Here is a 17,692-nt window from a genome sequence, read left to right as displayed (position 1 = left end):
TAGTTACCTTTTAGTATGTATGGTACTTTTTAGTATGTTCTTGATTTTATTTACCGTATACTATAGAATCTCTCCTGACAACTTCCTAAAGGATTCTACAATGCGAAACGATTTTGACAAAGCGATGCACTTCCGCCATGCGTGCAAACTGTTCGATACTACCAAACCTATGAGTAATGAAGATTTGACTTTTATCCTCGAAGCGGGACGTCTCAGTCCCAGTTCGTTCGGGATGGAGCAATGGCAGTTTTTTGTTATCCGCGATACTGCGATGCGCGAAGCGATCAAAGCGGTAGCCTGGAATCAGCCCCAAATTACGACTGCGTCCGAACTGATTGCGATCGGATACAAAAAAAAGGTTCGAAGCACTGACACCTATATTCAAAACCAATTTGATCATTTCCATTTTCCGGAACCGCTTCGACAACTCTATGCAAACTGGATTGACCCGTACAGTGATGAGAAATTAGATTGCTGGTCATCCCGTCAGGTTTATATCGCCGCAGCCAATATGATGACGGCCGGTGCTTCCATCGGAATCGATTCCTGTCCGATAGAAGGGTTTGACCGTGATGCGGTTGAGAAAATTATGGGAATTGATACCGAGACCTACGGTATTCCCGTACTGATTCCTTTCGGGTATCGCGTCAAAGAACAACCGCAGCTCCACCGCTCAGAACTCAGTGATATCGTAACCTACATCTAAAAAGGCAACCTATGCAAGCATTTACTTACTACAACCCGACCCGTATCGAATTCGGACGCGATAAAGAAAACAATATCGGAAAAATGATCGCCGAACAGGGAATCACACGTCTTCTCCTCGTCTACGGAACCGGTTCGATCAAACAAAACGGTTTATATGACAGAGTCATCCAAAGTCTCACAACAGCCGGAATCGCTTTTGAAGAGCTGGACGGCGTGGTGAGCAATCCTCTCCTCTCCCGCGTCCAGGATGGGATCGATCTGGTAAAATCGCATAATCTGCAGGCCGTTCTCGGCGTCGGGGGCGGATCGGTCGTCGATTCTGCCAAAGCGATCGCGGCAGGAGCACTGTATGAGGGGGATGTATGGGATTTTTTCATCCAGAAAGCTTCTATCACCGCCGCCCTCCCTGTCTATGCCGTCATGACCCTCGCAGCAACCGCCAGTGAGATGAACGGAAACTCGGTAGTGATGAACGACGTAACCAAACAAAAATATTCGATATCCTCCGTGCTGGTCAATCCTAAAATCTCGATCATCAACCCCGAACTGATGATGACGGTTACCCCTGAGTATCTCGCCTATTCGGCAACCGATATCATCGCCCATACGATCGAAGTCTATTTTACCGCCGATGATCATCCCCATTTTCAGTCCCGGCTTGTCGAATCCATCATCAAAACGGTCATCGAAACAACCGAAACCCTCCTCAAAGATCCGTTGAATTACGACGCGCGTGCCGAGTTTGCATGGGCTTCCACTCAGGCACTCAACGGCTTGACCAATTCAGGAACGGGCGGCGGAAGTTTCCCTAACCATATGATCGAACATGCCCTCTCCGCCCTCTTTAACATCGCCCACGGTGCAGGTTTAGCCATTGTCATTCCGGCATGGATGAAATGGTACAAAGGGCAAAATCCGGCTCAGTTTGAACGCTTCGCCCAAGAAGTTTTCGGACTGAATACTGCGGATGAGGGAATCGCGGCCCTGGAAAACTGGTTTGACTCTATCGGTGCACCGGTTTCCTTAGCAGCGGCCAATATTTCGCGTGAGCGCATCGGCGACATTGCCGAAAATGCACATGGGCTAGCGGTATTATGGGGAATGGGAGAAGAATACTCTTCTCAGACAATCGCCACCATACTCCAAAACGCTTAAATTCGAAGGAAAATCATGAGTTTATTACTTCAAGAGGGTACGATCGGCAATGTAACGCTGAAAAACCGTATCGTCATGCCGCCCATGTGTATGTACCACGCAGAAACAGACGGCCATCCCAATGCATTTCACACGCTCCATTACGGGTCCAAAGCACTCGGAGGCGTCGGATTGATCATTGTCGAAGCAACTGCGGTCGAATCGCGGGGACGGATCAGTGAAAATGATTTGGGAATATGGTCAGACGACCAGATTGCCGGCCATCGTGAAATAACGGCAATATGCCATGATAACGGTGCCAAAATTGCGCTGCAACTGGCACATGCCGGACGAAAATGCGAGTGTGAATCCGAAATCCCCGTCGCTCCGAGTGCCATTGCCTTTTGCAGCGATGCACCCTATCGTCTTCCCTCAGCACTTCCACTCGATGAGATCAAAAATATCAAAGATTCGTTTGTCCGTGCCGCATTGCGTGCCAAAGAAGCGGGCTACGATATGGTCGAGATTCACGGAGCGCACGGCTATCTGTTGTGCGAATTTCTCTCGCCGCTGAGCAATCAACGCAGCGATCTTTACGGCGGAACGCTGGAAAACCGATGCCGCTTGCTGGTCGAAGTGACCAAAGCGGTGAAAGAGGCCATCAATCTTCCGGTGATTGTCCGCATTTCGGCAGACGAATGGATGGAAGACGGCTGGAATATCGAAGATTCTATCGCCCTTTCCAAAGCGTTGAAAACAGCGGGGGCCGATATCATTCATGTCTCTGCCGGAGGGAACCAGGCACTCACCCAGACGCAGCCGTTGTTCGTCCCTTTATATCAAGCCGATTATGCCAAACGGATACGAAACGAAGGATCGATTCCTACCATCGCCGTAGGACTCATTACGACACCTGCTGAAGGCGAAGCATTACTGATAGGGGGAGTATGCGATTTCGTCGCGTATGGACGGGAATTATTACGCAATCCGAATCTTGCTCTCACAGCCGCCAAAGAATTTCAGGAGACAGATAAAATCCCTGCATCCTTTCGACGAGGGTTTTAACTGACGGCGATTTTATTTCCGTAGCGTATCTTGCGCTCAGGCGTGTAATCCCACCAGACTCGCGGTTCTCCGCCATCCATAAAATCGGTAATCGACATCAGCACGTCAAGCATACACGGGTCTTGCCGTTCGCCAAACGCTGTGCAAAATCGGACATACAGATCATACGGATCCTCTCCGCGAAGCTGATCTGGAGTGGTTATACCGATACGTGCAAAATCGGCGGCAACCGTTTTGCCGACATTGGGAAGATCGGTCAGCTTTTCGACCTTTTCACGTATAACTTTTGCCGGATTCATTCCTGGACTCCTTAGACCTTCGGACGTATTGAATAGCGTCCCTGTTCTTTGTGTATTTCCAGAGGTATGTTAAAAACTTCCGACAGGTTGTCACTGTTCAATACCTCATCCTTATTTCCCTGCGCATAGAGTATCCCTTCTTTGATCAACACTACTTTTTGTATCTCTTCAAAGACCTCTTCAATATGGTGGGTCACTAAAATAACAGTCGTACCGCTCTTAGCCAGGGAGCGCATCATCTCAATAAAATCGAGCTGTGCTTTGATATCCAATCCGACCGTAGGCTCATCCAGCAAAATCGCTTTGACCGGATGTACCAGAGCACGGGCTACGATACATTTACGCAATTCTCCTGTAGACATCTCGCTCAAACGTTTTTCTCTCAGGTGTTCGATACCCAACCGCTCAAATGCACGTCCGGCCGCTTCAATCTGCTCAGCAGTCACTTCCAAATGATCAAACAATCCGATCGTTCCGAAAAAACCGCTCAGTACCGTTTCAAACCCGCTGAGACAGCCGCTCTCGAATGCAAAGCGGGTGTGCAGATCGTTCGTGACAACCCCTAAATGTTTGCGCAGTTCAGTGACGACCCATCGCTCGTTACCCAGTATTTCCCGTCGAAACGGCTCATTAATATACGATGGATAAAGTTCGCAATTAATCAGTTTGATAAGACTCGATTTCCCCGAACCGTTGGCTCCAAGGATAACGCAGTGTTCTCCCTCCTCGATCCGAAGCGAAATATTTTTCAGAACCGGCGTTTCGGTGTAGGTGAGTTGGACATTGTCGAATAATACGATCGAATTCATTTAAAATTATTTCCTTCTTTGTTTGCACATACAGCTGTTTTCATGATCGTCGACCATCCCGCACGCCTGTATAAATGCATAAACGGTGGTCGTTCCGATAAATTTAAATCCCCGTTTTTTGAGCTCTTTTGTAATGGTATCGGAAATATCTGAGGTACACGCCGCCTCTTTGTAATCGGCGACATCGTTAATGATCGCTTTTCCGCCCACTTTTCCCCAAAAATACGCATCCAAGGAACCGTACTCTTTTTGAATCTCTAAAAATCCTCGTGCATTCGTGATAATCGATTCGATTTTGGGACGGCTTTTTACCACCAGTCCGCTGTTGAGTATACGATCAATGTCTGCCTCGCCATAGTGCGCCACTTTGTTCAGATCAAATCCCTCAAATGCTTCGCGATACCCTTCACGTTTTTTGAGAATGGTCAGCCAGCTGAGTCCTGCTGATTGCGTTTCCAGAGAAAAAAGTTCAAAAAGGGCACGCTCATCGTGCAACGCCCGTCCCCATTCATCGTCATGATAAGCGACATATACCGGATCACTCAGTTTGACCCATCCGCAGCGTGAAACAGACATGACGTTCTCCACTTTTTTAATTGGAACTATCATAGCATAAGTCATTCAACCGTGTATTTGTATGACACGATGAAATACATGTCATCAGCATCTTTAAACACACTATAATTTTAGTATGAAACAGTATGAACGCTTGATAGAGACCCCAATCGGTACATTGATCGCCGTAACGGACGGTGAAGCCATCACAGTTCTCGATTTTGCTGATGATGCACTTGATATTGAGCCTTCCGGGCATCCCCTGCTCCTTCAGCTCTCAAACGAATTAGAAGAATATTTTTCGGGAAAAAGAACCGTTTTTACACTCCCTCTCAATCCGCACGGAACAATGTTTCAAAAAGAAGTTTGGGAGACACTCCGTAAGATTCCCTATGGTGAAACCCTCTCCTATGCCGCAGAAGCCAAACGCTTCGGAAACCCCAAAGCCGTTCGTGCCGTAGCCAATGCCAACGGACGCAATCCCATCGCTATTTTAATCCCCTGCCACCGTGTTATCGCGACAGGCGGAGGTCTCGGAGGATACAGCGGGGGGATAGAGAAAAAAGTATTTTTGCTGGCGTTAGAGAAAGATAATCCGTACCTCTAGGGCTATTGCCCCAGAGCAAATACATTCGAGAGCGTATTGATGTAGTTGAAATACCCGGTGATCGCGACCGCTTCAACGATTTGGACATCGGTGTATCCTAACGCTTTAAGCGCATCGATCTCTTCTTTGAGGATTTTATAGTTCTCTTTCTTGGAGGCTTTGATACAGAAGTTCAACAGCGCTTTTTCGGCGTCACTCGTCGAAATAGCGTCAACCCCCTCCAGTACCTCTTCGATCCGCTGTTCGGAAAGTCCAAGCATTTTTGCAATCGATTTGTGGACATCGACACACATTTTACAGCCGTTCTCTTTTGAGATCAACAGGGCGATAGACTCTTTAATATCATACGAAAGCGTCGTCTCATCCAGCAAAAATCGCTGAATCATCCCGTCCGTTGCAAAATAGATCTTCTCATCCAATGCCAACAGTTTGAATATTTCCCCCAGTTTTCCCGTTTTTTCTAAAATCGGGCGGGCTTTCTCCTGAATTGCGGGAGACATCTCTTCAAATTCAGGTAATGCTATATGTGCCATTGTTTTCCTTTTTATGTGGTTGAAACAGGGGTGAGTTACGGTGCAACCCAGAAAAATACACCGAGACTGACGATCAGCAGCTGCGTTGCCATAATCGCGCTCGTGCCGATAATATTGCCGATCTGACAGCTCGTGCACTGTTTATAGAGTCTGGATTCATAAAGGGCATAGAAAAAGTAGGCGATCATCAATACCGGTACGGCAAGGAGTAGATAAATATCGATCCGATAGATCAACGTACGCACTTCCTCCGAAGCGAAAAAGGGAATGATAAAGCTCAGGGCGATAAGCCCCATGACATATTTCGCCCCTCGTTTGAAATAATCGCGGACGAATACCATCGGGCAGGTACTTCCATCGGCAACCAGACCGAATTCGAGATGGTCGTTGATCCGCTGTTTCATCTCACGGTCAACCCGATCGACAAAGGTACTTCCGAAACAGTAATCGAGCTGCTGCTGGAAAATACGTGCCGGATCGCCGGAAAGATCCTGATGATGAGGCTCCCCTTTTGCATCTTCATAGATGACCGTTACGTTTTCAAAGCGTTCAACGTCTACGGTAAAACCCTCATAATAGATACTTCGCTCGGTTTGGGTCGAATTTCCGGTACATTTGATCAGACGTGCATTGATATACGGAAGATATTCATCCCCCTTTTTAATCACGATGACGTTGTACTGGACACCGATCATAATCGCACTCAGCGCATCCAGATCGTTTGCCTTCATCGTATCGACCATGTCAGTGATCCATTGAAGTAATTCATCATTAAAAAAACGGACGTTTGCCGAGATCAGACGGATGCGCGAATCCGGATATTTGAGCAGCGGTTGAACCATATAAGAACCTCGATAGTGACAGATAAACAAAAAGTGTAAAGCAACGCTTGACGTTTTGAATTATAAGGTATAATTCTTACATTCGTATTAATCAAGGAAAATCATGGATTATAAAATTTCAGAACTCGTAGAGCTCACCCATGTTCCGAAGTCCACGATTTTATACTACATCAAAGAGGGGCTGCTTCCCGAAGCCCAAAAGCTCAAATCCAATGTCCACCGCTACAGCGAAGAGCATGTCGAACTGATCAAATACATCAAATACATGCAGCAGGAGATGGGAAGTTCCATCGAGCAGATCAAAGGGATTTTGCAAAATAAAAATCAATCGATGGCGAGCTCTTTTTCGATGCTGGCACCGCTTATGGAGACACTGAGCGGTATCCCCTCCTCCGCCAAACACTATACCAAACAGGAGTTTATCGATTATTTCGATGTCGAACCCGCCTTGTTGGAACAACTGCTGGAAGACAATATTCTGGTTCCGACCAACAAGGATGATTTTACCGACAAAGAAGCCTCCATTATCCGTCTGATCGAAGACTACCTCGAAATCGGTTTGGAGTACACGCTGCTCAAAACGTATGTCGATCAGGCAAAAGTAATGGCCGATTTGGAGTGCCAACTGCAAAAACAACTCTGCAAAAGACGGACCGATGAAAATTTTTCGACCCTTTGGAAGATTATGTTTGAAACCCTTTTTAATGCCAAATCCTATCTTTTCAGCCGTTATACCCACCAAGGGCTAATGGAAGTTCTGCAAGAAGAGATCCGGGAAAAAAAGGGCTGATATTCCTTAAAACGTCGATTGAAAGGATGAGAACAGGTAATCGTCCTGAGCGACGGAGGCATGGCAGGCAACACATTCCGCTGAACCGTTTGCATAGGGTACATAGCTGTTCCCCTTTTTAACAAACCGGGCATATCCCCAGTGATCGCCGTTTTGATCAAAGTGCTTCGAATCTTTGACCATAAACTCGACCCGCTGAAGCGTATCCGCTTCCAGTGCATCGGGATAGCTGCCCATCGGTTTGACGCTCCACCCTATTTTAACAATTTTGCTCCCTTCCGGAAGCGGTTTTTGTTTCTCTACCAATGCCTTATATGCGATCGGGTTGGCTAATACATACCGTAATTCATGTTTATCGGTACGCCAATGCGTCGCAACGATCTTATAATCCTGATACCCTTCGATCATCGGAAAAGACAACCCGTTATCCGGCATTTTGATATCGGGAAGCGGTGCTGCCGAAAGAGAGGAGATGAAAAGAAAAGTCGTGGAAAATGCGAGGATACGTTGTAACATGTGGACTCCTATGATAATAGACACCATCTTACTACTCTTTCATAAACACCGGTTCAATCCACCAACACAATTCCCATCGTTTCGAGTAAAAACAGTGCCTCATACCGGCTGAAGATCGCCCCTTTAAGGTGGTTGGAGCGTATATCGATCACGGTATTCTGCGCTTCGGTAAAATTGGCGTCTTCGAGATGGGTATTGGCGAACAATGCCCCCTTGAAATCGGTACCGCTGAAATCGGCTTTTTGAAAGGTTCCGTTGCAAAAATCGACCTCTTTCGCACGACACTCTTTCATTACCATTCCCTCTAAACTCAGTCCGAAAAAGTTGCTGTCGTTGAGGATACATTCCCTAAATCGCAAGGGATCGGCATTCAGCAGACTTTTCCAATCCGCCATCGTCCAATCAATCCCGATCATTTTGCATGCGACAAAATCGACATCGCTCATTTTCGTATTGGTCAGTTTCATCAGGCTCAGATTGCAGTTTTCAAAACGGCATTCGACAAATCTGCAGGAATAAAAAAAGGTTTCACTAAAATCGCACGAGACAAAGGTACAATCCTCAAATTCCGCTTTGGTGATCTTTTTGCCATGCAGGTCAATCCCCTCGAAGTTCTCTGCAAAAACGTCCAGGTTATCGACGATGCGTTCTGCTGCCATTTTCCGATCCTTCTTAAAAACACATCGAGGTTTCAACCTCTTCTAGCAGTTTAATGTAAGTGAGTGAGATGATAAACATTAGTCTTCTCCTTTTAAATAATGCAATGCAATCTTTTTGGCTTCGGCACCACTAGCGCCATCGCCTCTGATTTCAAAAGCAAAAACACGCGTATTGCTGCCTTCCTCGACAAAACCGACAAACCAGCCGATCCCGCCGCAGCTGCCCGTCTTGCCTGCCATTGTATAATCTTCTTTTTTCTCCAACGTCATAATGTCTTTCGCAATCGTCATCGAACGGAGTGAAAATGGCAATTGATTGCGCACCAGTCTCTCAAGAAAGTCCGCTTGCTCATTGGGCGATATTTTGAGACTTCCACCCCCAAGCCAAAAATTAGTGAGGGTTTGGGAAGTATCCATGTTGCCATACCCTGCTCTATACACCATTTCACCCATATTCTTCTCCCCAACACGACGTGCCAACTCTTGATAAAACCACACGGAAGAAACCCCTATCGCCGTTCTCATCGAGTGATCTCGATTCCAGACCGGATATGTTCGTACTACACCGTCCCATTTGAGAATCTCGTTCTCATCACGCACCGCGTCGCTGTCGAGGGCGATCATCGAGTTTAGAATTTTAAATGTCGAACAGGGATTTAACCTCTCATCAGCATGTTTTCCAAAAATAATACGCTCAGAGCTGTTGAGGTCAACCACAACTCCTGTGCCATCAAATTTACCGAAATTAGGATCGGATGCAAAAAGTAGCTTTAATGATAAGAACAATATCCAAAAGATCTTCATAGTGCCCCCCTACTTCATCGCCATCATCAAAAATCCGGTAAATCCGGCATTATCCTCACCGATCAAAGGAGACACATGCGATTTCATCTCTTCGAGTATCTTTGTGTATCTCTCGTAAAATTCGTATGTCGGGCGGGGCTTATACGTCAGCCCCTCGATATCGAAAAATTTGATGATATCCTTAGTCGTGGTCGGTTTAATAAAAAACGCTTTATCCCTCGCGTAATAATACGGAATCACTGTCATAATAGACCATTTCGCGAGTTTATAGGTGGACAACACATCGATCAAGATATCAAATCCTTTCTCTTTTTTACCATGCAAAAGTTCATACAATCCGATGGCAAACATATCTTGCTGTTCCATACTCATCGCTTTTACCATGTCTCGTACTTTTGGCTTTTCGAAGAGCGAGATGAGAGAAGATTTAGAGATGATTTTGGCGAAATTCTCACCTATCTCTTCCGTACGTGAAAATCGATCAGGTGAGAACATCTCTCTTACACTTTCACCTATTTTTGCCGTATTGTGCCGTTTAATGATCGGCAGAAGCGCTTCATCTTCAAATCCTTTGGGATAAAATGTGAGGAAACTTGTCTCAGCTTCTTTGAGTTTTTGCAGATTCATCGTATTCTTCTCCCTCTATTTCTATTTCAGATTAAGCTTCATAAAACGTTGCCATATTTCATTCGGTTCCCATGATGGAAATATCGCTTTTTGCGCTTCCGTAGCGCTAAGACCTCGTGATGAGAGCAAATAATGGTACAAAAAAGCCGATGCTCGATAATTCTTTACACAATGTACCCAAACTTTTTTATCAGCAAATGCTTCCATCATTTTAATGAATGACTGCAAATGAAAAAGTTCAGGCTCATCAAACGGAACCGGAATATGAATATATATCATGTTGTTGGAGGTGACCAAATGACCTTCAGAGGGTATTGCATTTTCCGAATTTGGCATGGCGAAGTTAATTATGACTTCATATCCCGCATTAGCGATTGCGGCGAATTCAGATTCATTAGGCTGTCCCGATGAAGCTATGTTCTCCATAACCTGCATATAGTTTAAAATATTCTCTAACATGATTTCAATGTCCTATACATCTTTATCCACACAACAACGCAAATTTCCCATCACAAAGCTTTACAAGATCATTCGCCCTTAGCTCGATCTCCAACCCTCTGCGCCCTGCACTCACAAAGATACTCGTAAAATTTTCCGCTGACGCATCGATAAACGTTTTGAGCCTCTTTTTTTGTCCCAGAGGGCTAACTCCGCCGAGGATATATCCGCTGGAGCGTTCGACATCGGCTCCCGCAGCCATCTCCGCTTTTTTGCCCCCTGCGGCTTTGGCAATCTGTTTCAGCGAGAGCATGGATGAGACGGGGATCACCGCAACCGCCATAACTTTGGAATCGATGAGAACAACTAACGTTTTAAAGACCCGCTCAGCGGGAATCCCTAATTTTTCCGAAGCTTCCGTACCGTAGGACTCACATAGGGGATCATGGGTATAGGTATGGATTTGATAAACGATGCCTGCTTTTTTGGCGATATTTATGGCTGGGGTCATTCGATTATTCTTTCAAATAAAATTATAAGTCCTCAAGAGGGGTCTTCTATATCCGGAAAATGCCCGATCATTTCAGCATAGTTTTTACGCTCTTTTAAAGCATTTACGACGACTTCCAGCGGTTTTTCATACCGTTGCGGTAAATCGTATTCCTTTTCGCCCAGCTGAAACGCCAGTTTCTCATGCGGCGGATCGAACTGCGCGTCCACCCCCTCTTTATTCCCCCGTGCATCGAGTCGATACCAGCCGTACTCTTTGAGATAAACAGCGTTCAGCCCGTGGAGACAATAAATATCCTGGGTATATTCCGAACAGCTGAGCCGCTGATAACACAATGCCGCAGGAATTTTGTTTGCACGGAGCAATGCCGCGAGCAGATGGCTTTTGGCATAGCACCACCCGCTCCCCTGTTCGAGGACCTCGCTCGCTTTTAGCGTCGTGATCCCCTCCCCCGCATCGCCCGTATGACGTATTGCGTCACGAACGAACTCGAAACACTGCCGAGCGATCTCGGTATCGCTGTTGCACCCTGCGGCGAGTTCACGGGCTTTTGCGGAAACGTTTGGATGAGTATAATCGATGATTTCCGAAGAAGCTAAAAATTCTTCCATATTATTTCCCCCCAAGCAGTCATAAGGAGTCCTATGTCTAATAATGGGGAATTGTGCTCTTTTTTCGCTTTGTATGCCGTTAAAGCGTTTACAGAAATTATTTTAAGAAAAACAGCGTAAAATGTTTAAAAATATGTCTATATGTAAAATTTTGATTGGATGATACAAATATCTAATAAATTTTTGGAAAAAAAACATATTTGCAGAATAAATCGATAGTTACGAAGAGGAAATACATATTTGAGCATTAGTAACCTTGATATGAAAATTTTGTGGGGTCGTGCCGGTGGTCGGTGTTCAAAACCTGACTGTGACGAAGACCTTACAACATTGATTGAAACTGGAAATTATGCCGTCGGTGAAATGGCTCATATTATAGGTAATAAACCTACTGCTGCCAGAGGCATACCAGAGGGAGGTGCAGATACTTATGATAATCTAATCCTTTTATGTCCAACTCACCACACACATATAGATAAAGCTCCTGAAGGCACTTACACAGTTGAAATGCTACATTACTGGAAAAAGCAACAAGAGGACATAATTAGTAATGCAGGAAAAACTGTTCAGTTCGGTAGCTTCGGTGAGTTACGATTGGCAGTAGCTCGCCTTCTGATCTCCAATAAAAAGGTTTTTGATAGCGTTGGACCATTAAGTTCTATTGCTAGTGAAGATCCAAATTCGAATGCATATTTGATTTGGGAGTTGAGACGTGTTGATAGGATACTTCCCAATAACAGAAAGATCCTTAACTTAATCGATTCCAATGAGCATTTAATTGAGGATGTTTCAACAATTCAATTAGTGGAAGAATTTAGACTACATGCAGAATCATACGAAAAAAATGTTTATCATCGGTTAGACTCTTATACACATTTCCCAAAAAAATTTGCAGAGGTATTTTTAAATGAGTAATGGAGAAAATTCTTGGGGCGTATCATTTAGTAGAATTTCTTGGTTGGAAGACGCAATTAAACAGCATGGAAACGTGTCATCTATAATGCGGCATGATGACATTGTCATTGAAGTAGACCGAAACGATGGATCACATATTACTGTGTTATGCCTTGATGCATATGCTCTAGGTCAAGCGGCTATCCTTCGAGTTTTTAAAGAATTTCCAAAAGTGAATTTTATTTCAGTTGGAGGCAACTGGAATGGCTACACTCCTGAAGCGAAAGCATTATGTTTAGCTCAAAAAGTAGGTTTATACAATGCAAGAGAATTAACGGGAGCTTTATGGAAAGATGAATATTGGAAATTTCACTACACAGATGATGAAGGAAATCCATCATATCAATACAATAAGGACTGAAATAGTTGGCATCTTTGGTTTTGGGTCATTTTTCCGAACTGAAAAACCATCAGACTGTGACCTACTACTAGTAGTGAAGGACGATTCTTTAGATTTAGGGAACCTACATACAGAACTATCTATGGATTTTTTGATCTTGGGACGAAAGTTATCCATCGATTTTGATTTGACTATTCTTACTGAAACAGAACACAGAAGAAAACCTTTACTGGAACATGAAAATCTTATAGTTATATCAAAAAGAAAAGAAAATTCCTCGTTCCCAACGTCCTCGTTGGGAATGTAAACTAATATATACACTCCCAAGCTGGAGCTTGGGAGCGAGACAAAGATGATATATCTTATTTCACTTGACACCCTCACCAAAACAAAGGAAAAGGAAGGGGTCAGGTGATACCTATAACTAAATTTAAAAATAAAGATCAGATTGTTGACCCGATCTTGACCTAGATTTCAGAATCTTTGTCATCTCTGATCGTAAAGTTCGCAAATGCACCTTCGACGCTCATCGTATTTTTATACTTTGTTGCCGTCAGTTTCACCGCTTTTGTCTCCAAATTACAAACCGCTATACGAAAATTCGATCCCATAAAAGGTTCCACAATACAGACAATATTCCCCTCTACTTCGCGTGTCGCGTGTATTATCCCCTGTAACTTATGAAAAAAATACTTAGGATAGCTCAGAGGAGTGATTTCGATGACCTCAGAATATCTTTTCTTATCCAATGTACTCGCGATGGTGGCAGCATCCTCAAAATTATCAAACTGTACGCACCAATCATCGAAAACTTTATTAAAATGATTTAGATCTTCATCCAAAAACCCGCCTGCTGGAGATTGCAAAGCATAAATACTCACGTAGCACCTTTCGCTTTTTTCATATTAAAAAAGATGACAGCCGCAAATGCCAACAGACACCCGATGAGCGTCGAAAGTTCCAATGCCTCGCCGTATACGACCCAGCTCGAAACGATCGCCCCTACAGGGACGATAAACATATACACGCCCGTACGATGCGCCCCCACTTTTCCCGCCGAGACGAAATAAAGGGCGGTGCTGAACGTTCCGGGGATCAGCCCTATCAAGAAAATCGTGATCCAAAACGTGTCGTCATAGGCCTTAAAATCAAACGGATGGTACGGCAGGGCGAATAGCATGTTGATAAATGCGGTAATACCGAATACGACCACCGTATGAAACATCAGATGAGCCCGTTTAGCCGCTTTTTGGGCGATCACCGTGACCAATGCCCATACGATGGCGCATCCGAGGAAATAGGAACTCTCGACATTTAAAAATGCGAACCCCTCAAACGGCACACGAAGCAGTATCAGCGCTCCCAAAATCCCGATAAAAAGAGCCCCTAACTGTCGGAACGAAACGGTAGTTCCCAAAAATAAGATAGCGAGGATATAGGTGATGATCGGAGCGAGCGACGTAACCATCGTACCGCCGTATCCCGCCTGGCCGTGCGAAAGTCCGGCAAAGAAAAGATAGTTGAACAGTGACGTCAATACACCTGCGGCAACCATGTACAAATAACCGATCCGATCTGTTTTCAACGGTGTTTTGAGATACCAGATCACCGGAATGATCGTGATAAACGAGATCGCATAGCGCCAAAAAGCGGCTACCTGCGCATTGGAGTGTTCCGCCGCAACCTTGCCCGCCGTCCACGCAAACCCCCAAAACAGCATCGCAACGATCATCCATAGGATGTACTTCGTTGTATTTTTAGTATTATCCATCGTGTGTCAAGCTTTCTTATCAAGTATACAAAAAATCACTGTACCAATTGTGATAGAATCATATCATGATTTACCGTAACGCACATATCAACGACATCCCCGCACTGACTGAACTTATCAACCGCTCCTATCGCGGTGAAAGTTCCCGTGCGGGATGGACGACCGAAGCTGATTTATTATCAGGACGCCGAATTGATGAAGCAGGAGTTCTCTATCTGCTGAATGATCCGGATTCTATGTTCCTTATCGCAGAATCGGAAGATACCCTCATTGCCTCTATCCATGCGCATCGCCAAGGCGATACCGTCCATTTCGGGCTGTTTGCCGTCGAGCCGACCTTGCAAGGGAGCGGGATCGGCAAAGGACTGCTCGCATATGCCGAGTTTCAGGCACTGGATAAATGGGAAATCGATACTGCCGTAATGGAGGTAATTACCCTGCGCACAGAGCTGATCGACTATTATAAACGCAGAGGATATATGGAAACGGGAATAGAGATGCCGTTTCCCACCTCTGAGTTGTGGAGTCTCTCTGTTGAAGCGCTCCGCTTTGTCGTGCTCGAAAAAAAGATCCCTCAACTATCCTCTTCGAAAGGTCCCTTATGACCGCATCCAATTTTTCTCTCACCGAATATTTCGATCGTATCGGCTACCGTGGCGACATCCGTCCGGATCTTGCAACCCTGACCGAACTGATGAGCCATCAACTACAATCGGTCCCGTTTGAAAATACTGAAGTCCAAGCAGGCCGAATTCCCTCTCTCGTCCTTGAAGATATCACGACTAAAATACTCACGAACTCCCGGGGCGGATATTGCTATGAGGTGAACGGATTGTTCGCCATGGCACTCAGCGAGATCGGTTTCGAGTGGTATTTTGCAGGGGCGCGTCCGATGTTCTACCCTGCCCGCCGTCCTAAGACCCATATGGTCGTGATTGTGATGATCGAAGGGAAAAACTATCTGTGTGATACGGGTTTCGGCGGATATGGGTTGAGAGAACCGCTACATGTTATCGACGCAATTGAAGCAAAGCAAAACGGAGACCGGTTTCGTCTGGATTTGAGCGATGGGGAGTATGTACTTCGCTCTTTTGTAAATGGGGAATGGGCACTGCAATACGGCTTCGCCCTGACGCCGCAGGAGTGGATCGAGTTTAGCCTCGCCAACTATTTCAATGCGACAAGTTCCGATACGATCTTCACCCAGAAAAAGCTTGCCGTGATGCAGACCCCGAAAGGGCGGAAAATTCTCATGGACAGCACTCTCAAAATCATCGAGAACGGTCTCCTTACCGAGATGACGGTCGATTATTCCTCTGCGGCGAAAGAGCATTTCGGGTTGAGCCTCTTTAACTGATCCATTATTCCATCGGTACATCGAATAGGAGCAGATGGGCATCCGTACTGGCCATAATTTCAAAAGGCTCATCGCTAAGTACCTGAAGTTCATCACGTCGCATCAGGATATCGCCGCAGGTCTGCACCACCCCCTCGATAATGAGTAAGAGCCTGCCATGTCCCGCTTTGACCGCTTCGCATACCAGCGTATTTCCTGTTTCCAAACGGGCTGTCAGGATAGAAGCGTCCTGACGTATCGGCATGGAACCTTCCCTCCCGTCACTGCTGACGATAAGTGCCCAGCGGTTTTTAGTATCGAGATCGCGGAAATCACGCTGTTCATACTTCGGAGAGAGCCCCTTCGATTGGGGATGAATCCATATCTGAAACAGTTCAACGGCTTCATCCGCAGAGGGGTTGAATTCGGAATGATGGACACCGCTTCCCGCCGACATATACTGGATTTGTCCTGCCGTGATGATTCCGTGGTTTCCTTCCGAGTCTTTGTGTTCGAGGGACCCTTTGGTCACAATCGTAATAATCTCCATATCACGGTGCGGATGCATCCCAAAACCGCCAGAGGGCTCTACGATATCGTCATTGATGACACGAAGTACACCGAAACCCATCCGTGCGCGATTATGATATTCGGCAAAACTGAAACTGAATCGGCTGTGCAGCCACCCATGCTCCGCGGATCCGCGTTCATCGGCTCTATGGACAGAGAGTTTCATGGACACTCCTTATACGAACTTTAATCAATCGATTCTAGCACAATTACATTAATAAAAAATGCTACAATAATCGGACATTATTCTAGGAGCAACTATGCGTTTATCCCATCTCCTTACCGGCCTTATTGCCGGAACACTCACTCTCTCGGCAGGAGGGTTCACCCTGCACAGCAACGATCTCTCCGGTCAACTTACCAAAACTCAGGAATTTTCGGGATTTGGATGCGACGGTCAAAACATTTCACCCGAGCTGCACTGGAGCGATGTCCCTAAGGGAACCAAGAGCTTCGCCGTCACCGTTTATGATCCCGATGCACCGACGGGGAGCGGATGGTGGCATTGGGTCGTTTTTAATATCCCTGCATCGGTAACGTCACTTCCGTCAGGATTCGGTGACACTGCTACAAAACAGATGGTGCACGCGACTCAAAGTATCACCGACTACGGTAAAGCGGGATTCGGCGGGGCCTGCCCGCCCAAAGGTGATCGCCCGCACCGCTACATGTTCACCGTTCACGCACTCAATATCGATCATCTCGAACTGGATGAAAAAGCATCTCCGGCACTGGTAGGATATATGCTCAATTCCCATTCGATCGGCAAAGCGACCATCGTTTCATACTACGGAAGATAAGATTGTCCTAGAGAAGCCAGTTCTCTTTCGTTTTCGTCAAATCGACGTTTGGATTTAACATTTGCTCTAAAAATCCAATCGGATTTTGCAATGTCGATTCGCTGTTTTTGGCCGATTTCACCGCTGTCATGACTTCCGCTGTGGAGAGAGAGGTTTTCTGATCGGGAGATGCTTCCTGTTCGGCTTTTCGTGCCTCTTCGATCTCTTTGAGCAGCTCTTTTTTAAAATCGCTTACCATCTGGTTAATATCCATCGGCTGATCCGGGTTCTTTTCCTGATCTTTCAACAGTTTCTGTCGATACTCCTCGACCAAGGCATCGATCTTCTCCTGATTGAGGTCTTTGAGAAACTGAGCCGCCCCTTTGGAGGTCAGATCCGTTTTAAATTTGGCCAATTCCGTATCGCTTGCATTC

The 17,692-nt window shown here is 45.7% G+C and carries 26 protein-coding genes; 10 read left to right on the top strand and 16 right to left on the bottom strand.

What is annotated here, in order from left to right:
* The first annotated feature begins 100 nt into the window (after nucleotides 1-100).
* The 3 genes from WAO38_RS10425 to WAO38_RS10415 are packed head-to-tail and all read left to right on the top strand — an operon-like array spanning nucleotide 101 to nucleotide 2,907.
* Nucleotides 101-706 (top strand): NAD(P)H-dependent oxidoreductase, encoded by a 606-nt coding sequence (locus WAO38_RS10425; protein WP_422236864.1) that lies wholly within the window; start codon nucleotides 101-103, stop codon nucleotides 704-706.
* Nucleotides 707-717: 11 nt separating this feature from the next.
* Entirely contained in the window at nucleotides 718-1,863 is a 1,146-nt protein-coding gene (locus WAO38_RS10420) for an iron-containing alcohol dehydrogenase (protein WP_422236862.1), read from the top strand.
* A 15-nt stretch (nucleotides 1,864-1,878) separates the two neighbouring features.
* Nucleotides 1,879-2,907 (top strand): NADH:flavin oxidoreductase/NADH oxidase, encoded by a 1,029-nt coding sequence (locus WAO38_RS10415; RefSeq protein ID WP_422236860.1) that lies wholly within the window; start codon nucleotides 1,879-1,881, stop codon nucleotides 2,905-2,907.
* Here WAO38_RS10415 and WAO38_RS10410 read toward each other — a convergent pair.
* From WAO38_RS10410 to WAO38_RS10400, 3 genes are read right to left on the bottom strand one after another with little or no spacing between them, the layout of a single operon-like run.
* Complete coding sequence (locus WAO38_RS10410; protein ID WP_422236858.1) at nucleotides 2,904-3,206, bottom strand: helix-hairpin-helix domain-containing protein; 303 nt, start codon at nucleotides 3,204-3,206, stop codon at nucleotides 2,904-2,906. The genes WAO38_RS10415 and WAO38_RS10410 overlap by 4 nt on opposite strands.
* 11 nt (nucleotides 3,207-3,217) lie before the next feature.
* A complete protein-coding gene (locus WAO38_RS10405) occupies nucleotides 3,218-4,015 on the bottom strand; it encodes an ABC transporter ATP-binding protein (protein WP_422236856.1) in 798 nt (265 codons plus the stop codon).
* Nucleotides 4,016-4,021: 6 nt separating this feature from the next.
* Nucleotides 4,022-4,591 carry a DNA-3-methyladenine glycosylase I gene (locus tag WAO38_RS10400; protein WP_422236854.1) on the bottom strand — a complete coding sequence of 190 codons (570 nt, stop codon included), beginning with the start codon at nucleotides 4,589-4,591 and terminating at the stop codon, nucleotides 4,022-4,024.
* Between the two features lie 115 nt (nucleotides 4,592-4,706).
* Here WAO38_RS10400 and WAO38_RS10395 point away from each other — a divergent pair, with 115 nt between their 5' ends.
* Nucleotides 4,707-5,177: a methylated-DNA--[protein]-cysteine S-methyltransferase gene (locus WAO38_RS10395; protein WP_422236852.1), complete on the top strand. Its 471-nt coding sequence runs from the start codon at nucleotides 4,707-4,709 to the stop codon at nucleotides 5,175-5,177.
* 2 nt (nucleotides 5,178-5,179) lie between these two features.
* Here the strand turns inward: WAO38_RS10395 and WAO38_RS10390 are convergent, their stop codons facing one another.
* Both WAO38_RS10390 and WAO38_RS10385 read right to left on the bottom strand, forming a co-directional pair.
* Nucleotides 5,180-5,710 (bottom strand): carboxymuconolactone decarboxylase family protein, encoded by a 531-nt coding sequence (locus WAO38_RS10390; protein ID WP_422236850.1) that lies wholly within the window; start codon nucleotides 5,708-5,710, stop codon nucleotides 5,180-5,182.
* 35 nt (nucleotides 5,711-5,745) lie between these two features.
* Nucleotides 5,746-6,552 (bottom strand): peptide deformylase, encoded by an 807-nt coding sequence (locus tag WAO38_RS10385; protein WP_422236848.1) that lies wholly within the window; start codon nucleotides 6,550-6,552, stop codon nucleotides 5,746-5,748.
* A gap of 103 nt (nucleotides 6,553-6,655) precedes the next feature.
* On the opposite strand from WAO38_RS10385, the gene WAO38_RS10380 reads away from it, so the two are divergent.
* Nucleotides 6,656-7,342, top strand: coding sequence for a MerR family transcriptional regulator (locus WAO38_RS10380; protein ID WP_422236846.1), 687 nt, complete (start codon nucleotides 6,656-6,658; stop codon nucleotides 7,340-7,342).
* A gap of 6 nt (nucleotides 7,343-7,348) precedes the next feature.
* Here the strand turns inward: WAO38_RS10380 and WAO38_RS10375 are convergent, their stop codons facing one another.
* The 7 genes from WAO38_RS10375 to WAO38_RS10345 form a co-directional block, all read right to left on the bottom strand.
* Nucleotides 7,349-7,858 carry a cytochrome P460 family protein gene (locus WAO38_RS10375; protein WP_422236844.1) on the bottom strand — a complete coding sequence of 170 codons (510 nt, stop codon included), beginning with the start codon at nucleotides 7,856-7,858 and terminating at the stop codon, nucleotides 7,349-7,351.
* A gap of 53 nt (nucleotides 7,859-7,911) precedes the next feature.
* Nucleotides 7,912-8,517 (bottom strand): pentapeptide repeat-containing protein, encoded by a 606-nt coding sequence (locus WAO38_RS10370; protein WP_422236842.1) that lies wholly within the window; start codon nucleotides 8,515-8,517, stop codon nucleotides 7,912-7,914.
* A gap of 78 nt (nucleotides 8,518-8,595) precedes the next feature.
* Nucleotides 8,596-9,303 carry a penicillin-binding transpeptidase domain-containing protein gene (locus tag WAO38_RS10365; protein WP_422236840.1) on the bottom strand — a complete coding sequence of 236 codons (708 nt, stop codon included), beginning with the start codon at nucleotides 9,301-9,303 and terminating at the stop codon, nucleotides 8,596-8,598.
* Nucleotides 9,304-9,330: 27 nt separating this feature from the next.
* On the bottom strand, nucleotides 9,331-9,948 hold the full coding sequence (locus WAO38_RS10360) for a hypothetical protein (protein ID WP_422236839.1): 618 nt from the start codon (nucleotides 9,946-9,948) through the stop codon (nucleotides 9,331-9,333).
* A gap of 21 nt (nucleotides 9,949-9,969) precedes the next feature.
* Nucleotides 9,970-10,407 carry a protein tyrosine phosphatase family protein gene (locus tag WAO38_RS10355; protein WP_422236837.1) on the bottom strand — a complete coding sequence of 146 codons (438 nt, stop codon included), beginning with the start codon at nucleotides 10,405-10,407 and terminating at the stop codon, nucleotides 9,970-9,972.
* 22 nt (nucleotides 10,408-10,429) lie between these two features.
* Complete coding sequence (gene ybaK, locus WAO38_RS10350) at nucleotides 10,430-10,897, bottom strand: Cys-tRNA(Pro) deacylase (RefSeq protein WP_422236836.1); 468 nt, start codon at nucleotides 10,895-10,897, stop codon at nucleotides 10,430-10,432.
* Between the two features lie 32 nt (nucleotides 10,898-10,929).
* Nucleotides 10,930-11,508 (bottom strand): transglutaminase-like domain-containing protein, encoded by a 579-nt coding sequence (locus tag WAO38_RS10345; protein ID WP_422236835.1) that lies wholly within the window; start codon nucleotides 11,506-11,508, stop codon nucleotides 10,930-10,932.
* A 261-nt stretch (nucleotides 11,509-11,769) separates the two neighbouring features.
* Between WAO38_RS10345 and WAO38_RS10340 the strand changes: the two genes are divergently transcribed.
* Both WAO38_RS10340 and WAO38_RS10335 read left to right on the top strand, forming a co-directional pair.
* Nucleotides 11,770-12,423: an HNH endonuclease signature motif containing protein gene (locus WAO38_RS10340; RefSeq protein ID WP_422236834.1), complete on the top strand. Its 654-nt coding sequence runs from the start codon at nucleotides 11,770-11,772 to the stop codon at nucleotides 12,421-12,423.
* Complete coding sequence (locus tag WAO38_RS10335) at nucleotides 12,416-12,823, top strand: hypothetical protein (protein WP_422236833.1); 408 nt, start codon at nucleotides 12,416-12,418, stop codon at nucleotides 12,821-12,823. The genes WAO38_RS10340 and WAO38_RS10335 overlap by 8 nt, the downstream gene beginning before the upstream one ends.
* Nucleotides 12,824-13,269: 446 nt before the next feature.
* On the opposite strand, the gene WAO38_RS10330 is transcribed toward WAO38_RS10335, so the two are convergent.
* A complete protein-coding gene (locus tag WAO38_RS10330) occupies nucleotides 13,270-13,683 on the bottom strand; it encodes a hypothetical protein (protein WP_422236831.1) in 414 nt (137 codons plus the stop codon).
* A complete protein-coding gene (locus WAO38_RS10325) occupies nucleotides 13,680-14,573 on the bottom strand; it encodes a DMT family transporter (RefSeq protein ID WP_422236830.1) in 894 nt (297 codons plus the stop codon). Before WAO38_RS10325 ends, WAO38_RS10330 begins: the two co-directional genes overlap by 4 nt.
* A 65-nt stretch (nucleotides 14,574-14,638) precedes the next feature.
* Between WAO38_RS10325 and WAO38_RS10320 the strand changes: the two genes are divergently transcribed.
* Together WAO38_RS10320 and WAO38_RS10315 are read left to right on the top strand one after the other, a co-directional pair.
* On the top strand, nucleotides 14,639-15,178 hold the full coding sequence (locus tag WAO38_RS10320) for a GNAT family N-acetyltransferase (RefSeq protein WP_422236828.1): 540 nt from the start codon (nucleotides 14,639-14,641) through the stop codon (nucleotides 15,176-15,178).
* Nucleotides 15,175-15,930, top strand: a complete 756-nt coding sequence (locus WAO38_RS10315; protein ID WP_422236826.1) for an arylamine N-acetyltransferase family protein — start codon at nucleotides 15,175-15,177, stop codon at nucleotides 15,928-15,930. Before WAO38_RS10320 ends, WAO38_RS10315 begins: the two co-directional genes overlap by 4 nt.
* A gap of 4 nt (nucleotides 15,931-15,934) precedes the next feature.
* Here the strand turns inward: WAO38_RS10315 and WAO38_RS10310 are convergent, their stop codons facing one another.
* Complete coding sequence (locus WAO38_RS10310) at nucleotides 15,935-16,645, bottom strand: pirin family protein (RefSeq protein WP_422236824.1); 711 nt, start codon at nucleotides 16,643-16,645, stop codon at nucleotides 15,935-15,937.
* Between the two features lie 94 nt (nucleotides 16,646-16,739).
* On the opposite strand from WAO38_RS10310, the gene WAO38_RS10305 reads away from it, so the two are divergent.
* Nucleotides 16,740-17,279, top strand: a complete 540-nt coding sequence (locus tag WAO38_RS10305; protein WP_422236822.1) for a YbhB/YbcL family Raf kinase inhibitor-like protein — start codon at nucleotides 16,740-16,742, stop codon at nucleotides 17,277-17,279.
* Nucleotides 17,280-17,286: 7 nt separating this feature from the next.
* Here WAO38_RS10305 and WAO38_RS10300 read toward each other — a convergent pair.
* A partial coding sequence (locus WAO38_RS10300) for a hypothetical protein (protein ID WP_422236820.1) occupies nucleotides 17,287-17,692 on the bottom strand: 406 nt, incomplete at its 5' end.

This window comes from Sulfuricurvum sp. (assembly GCF_049277495.1).
Lineage (GTDB): Bacteria > Campylobacterota > Campylobacteria > Campylobacterales > Sulfurimonadaceae > Sulfuricurvum.
The sequence above is the reverse complement of the archived record's forward strand: the minus strand, read 5'-3'. Positions and strand labels throughout refer to the sequence as shown.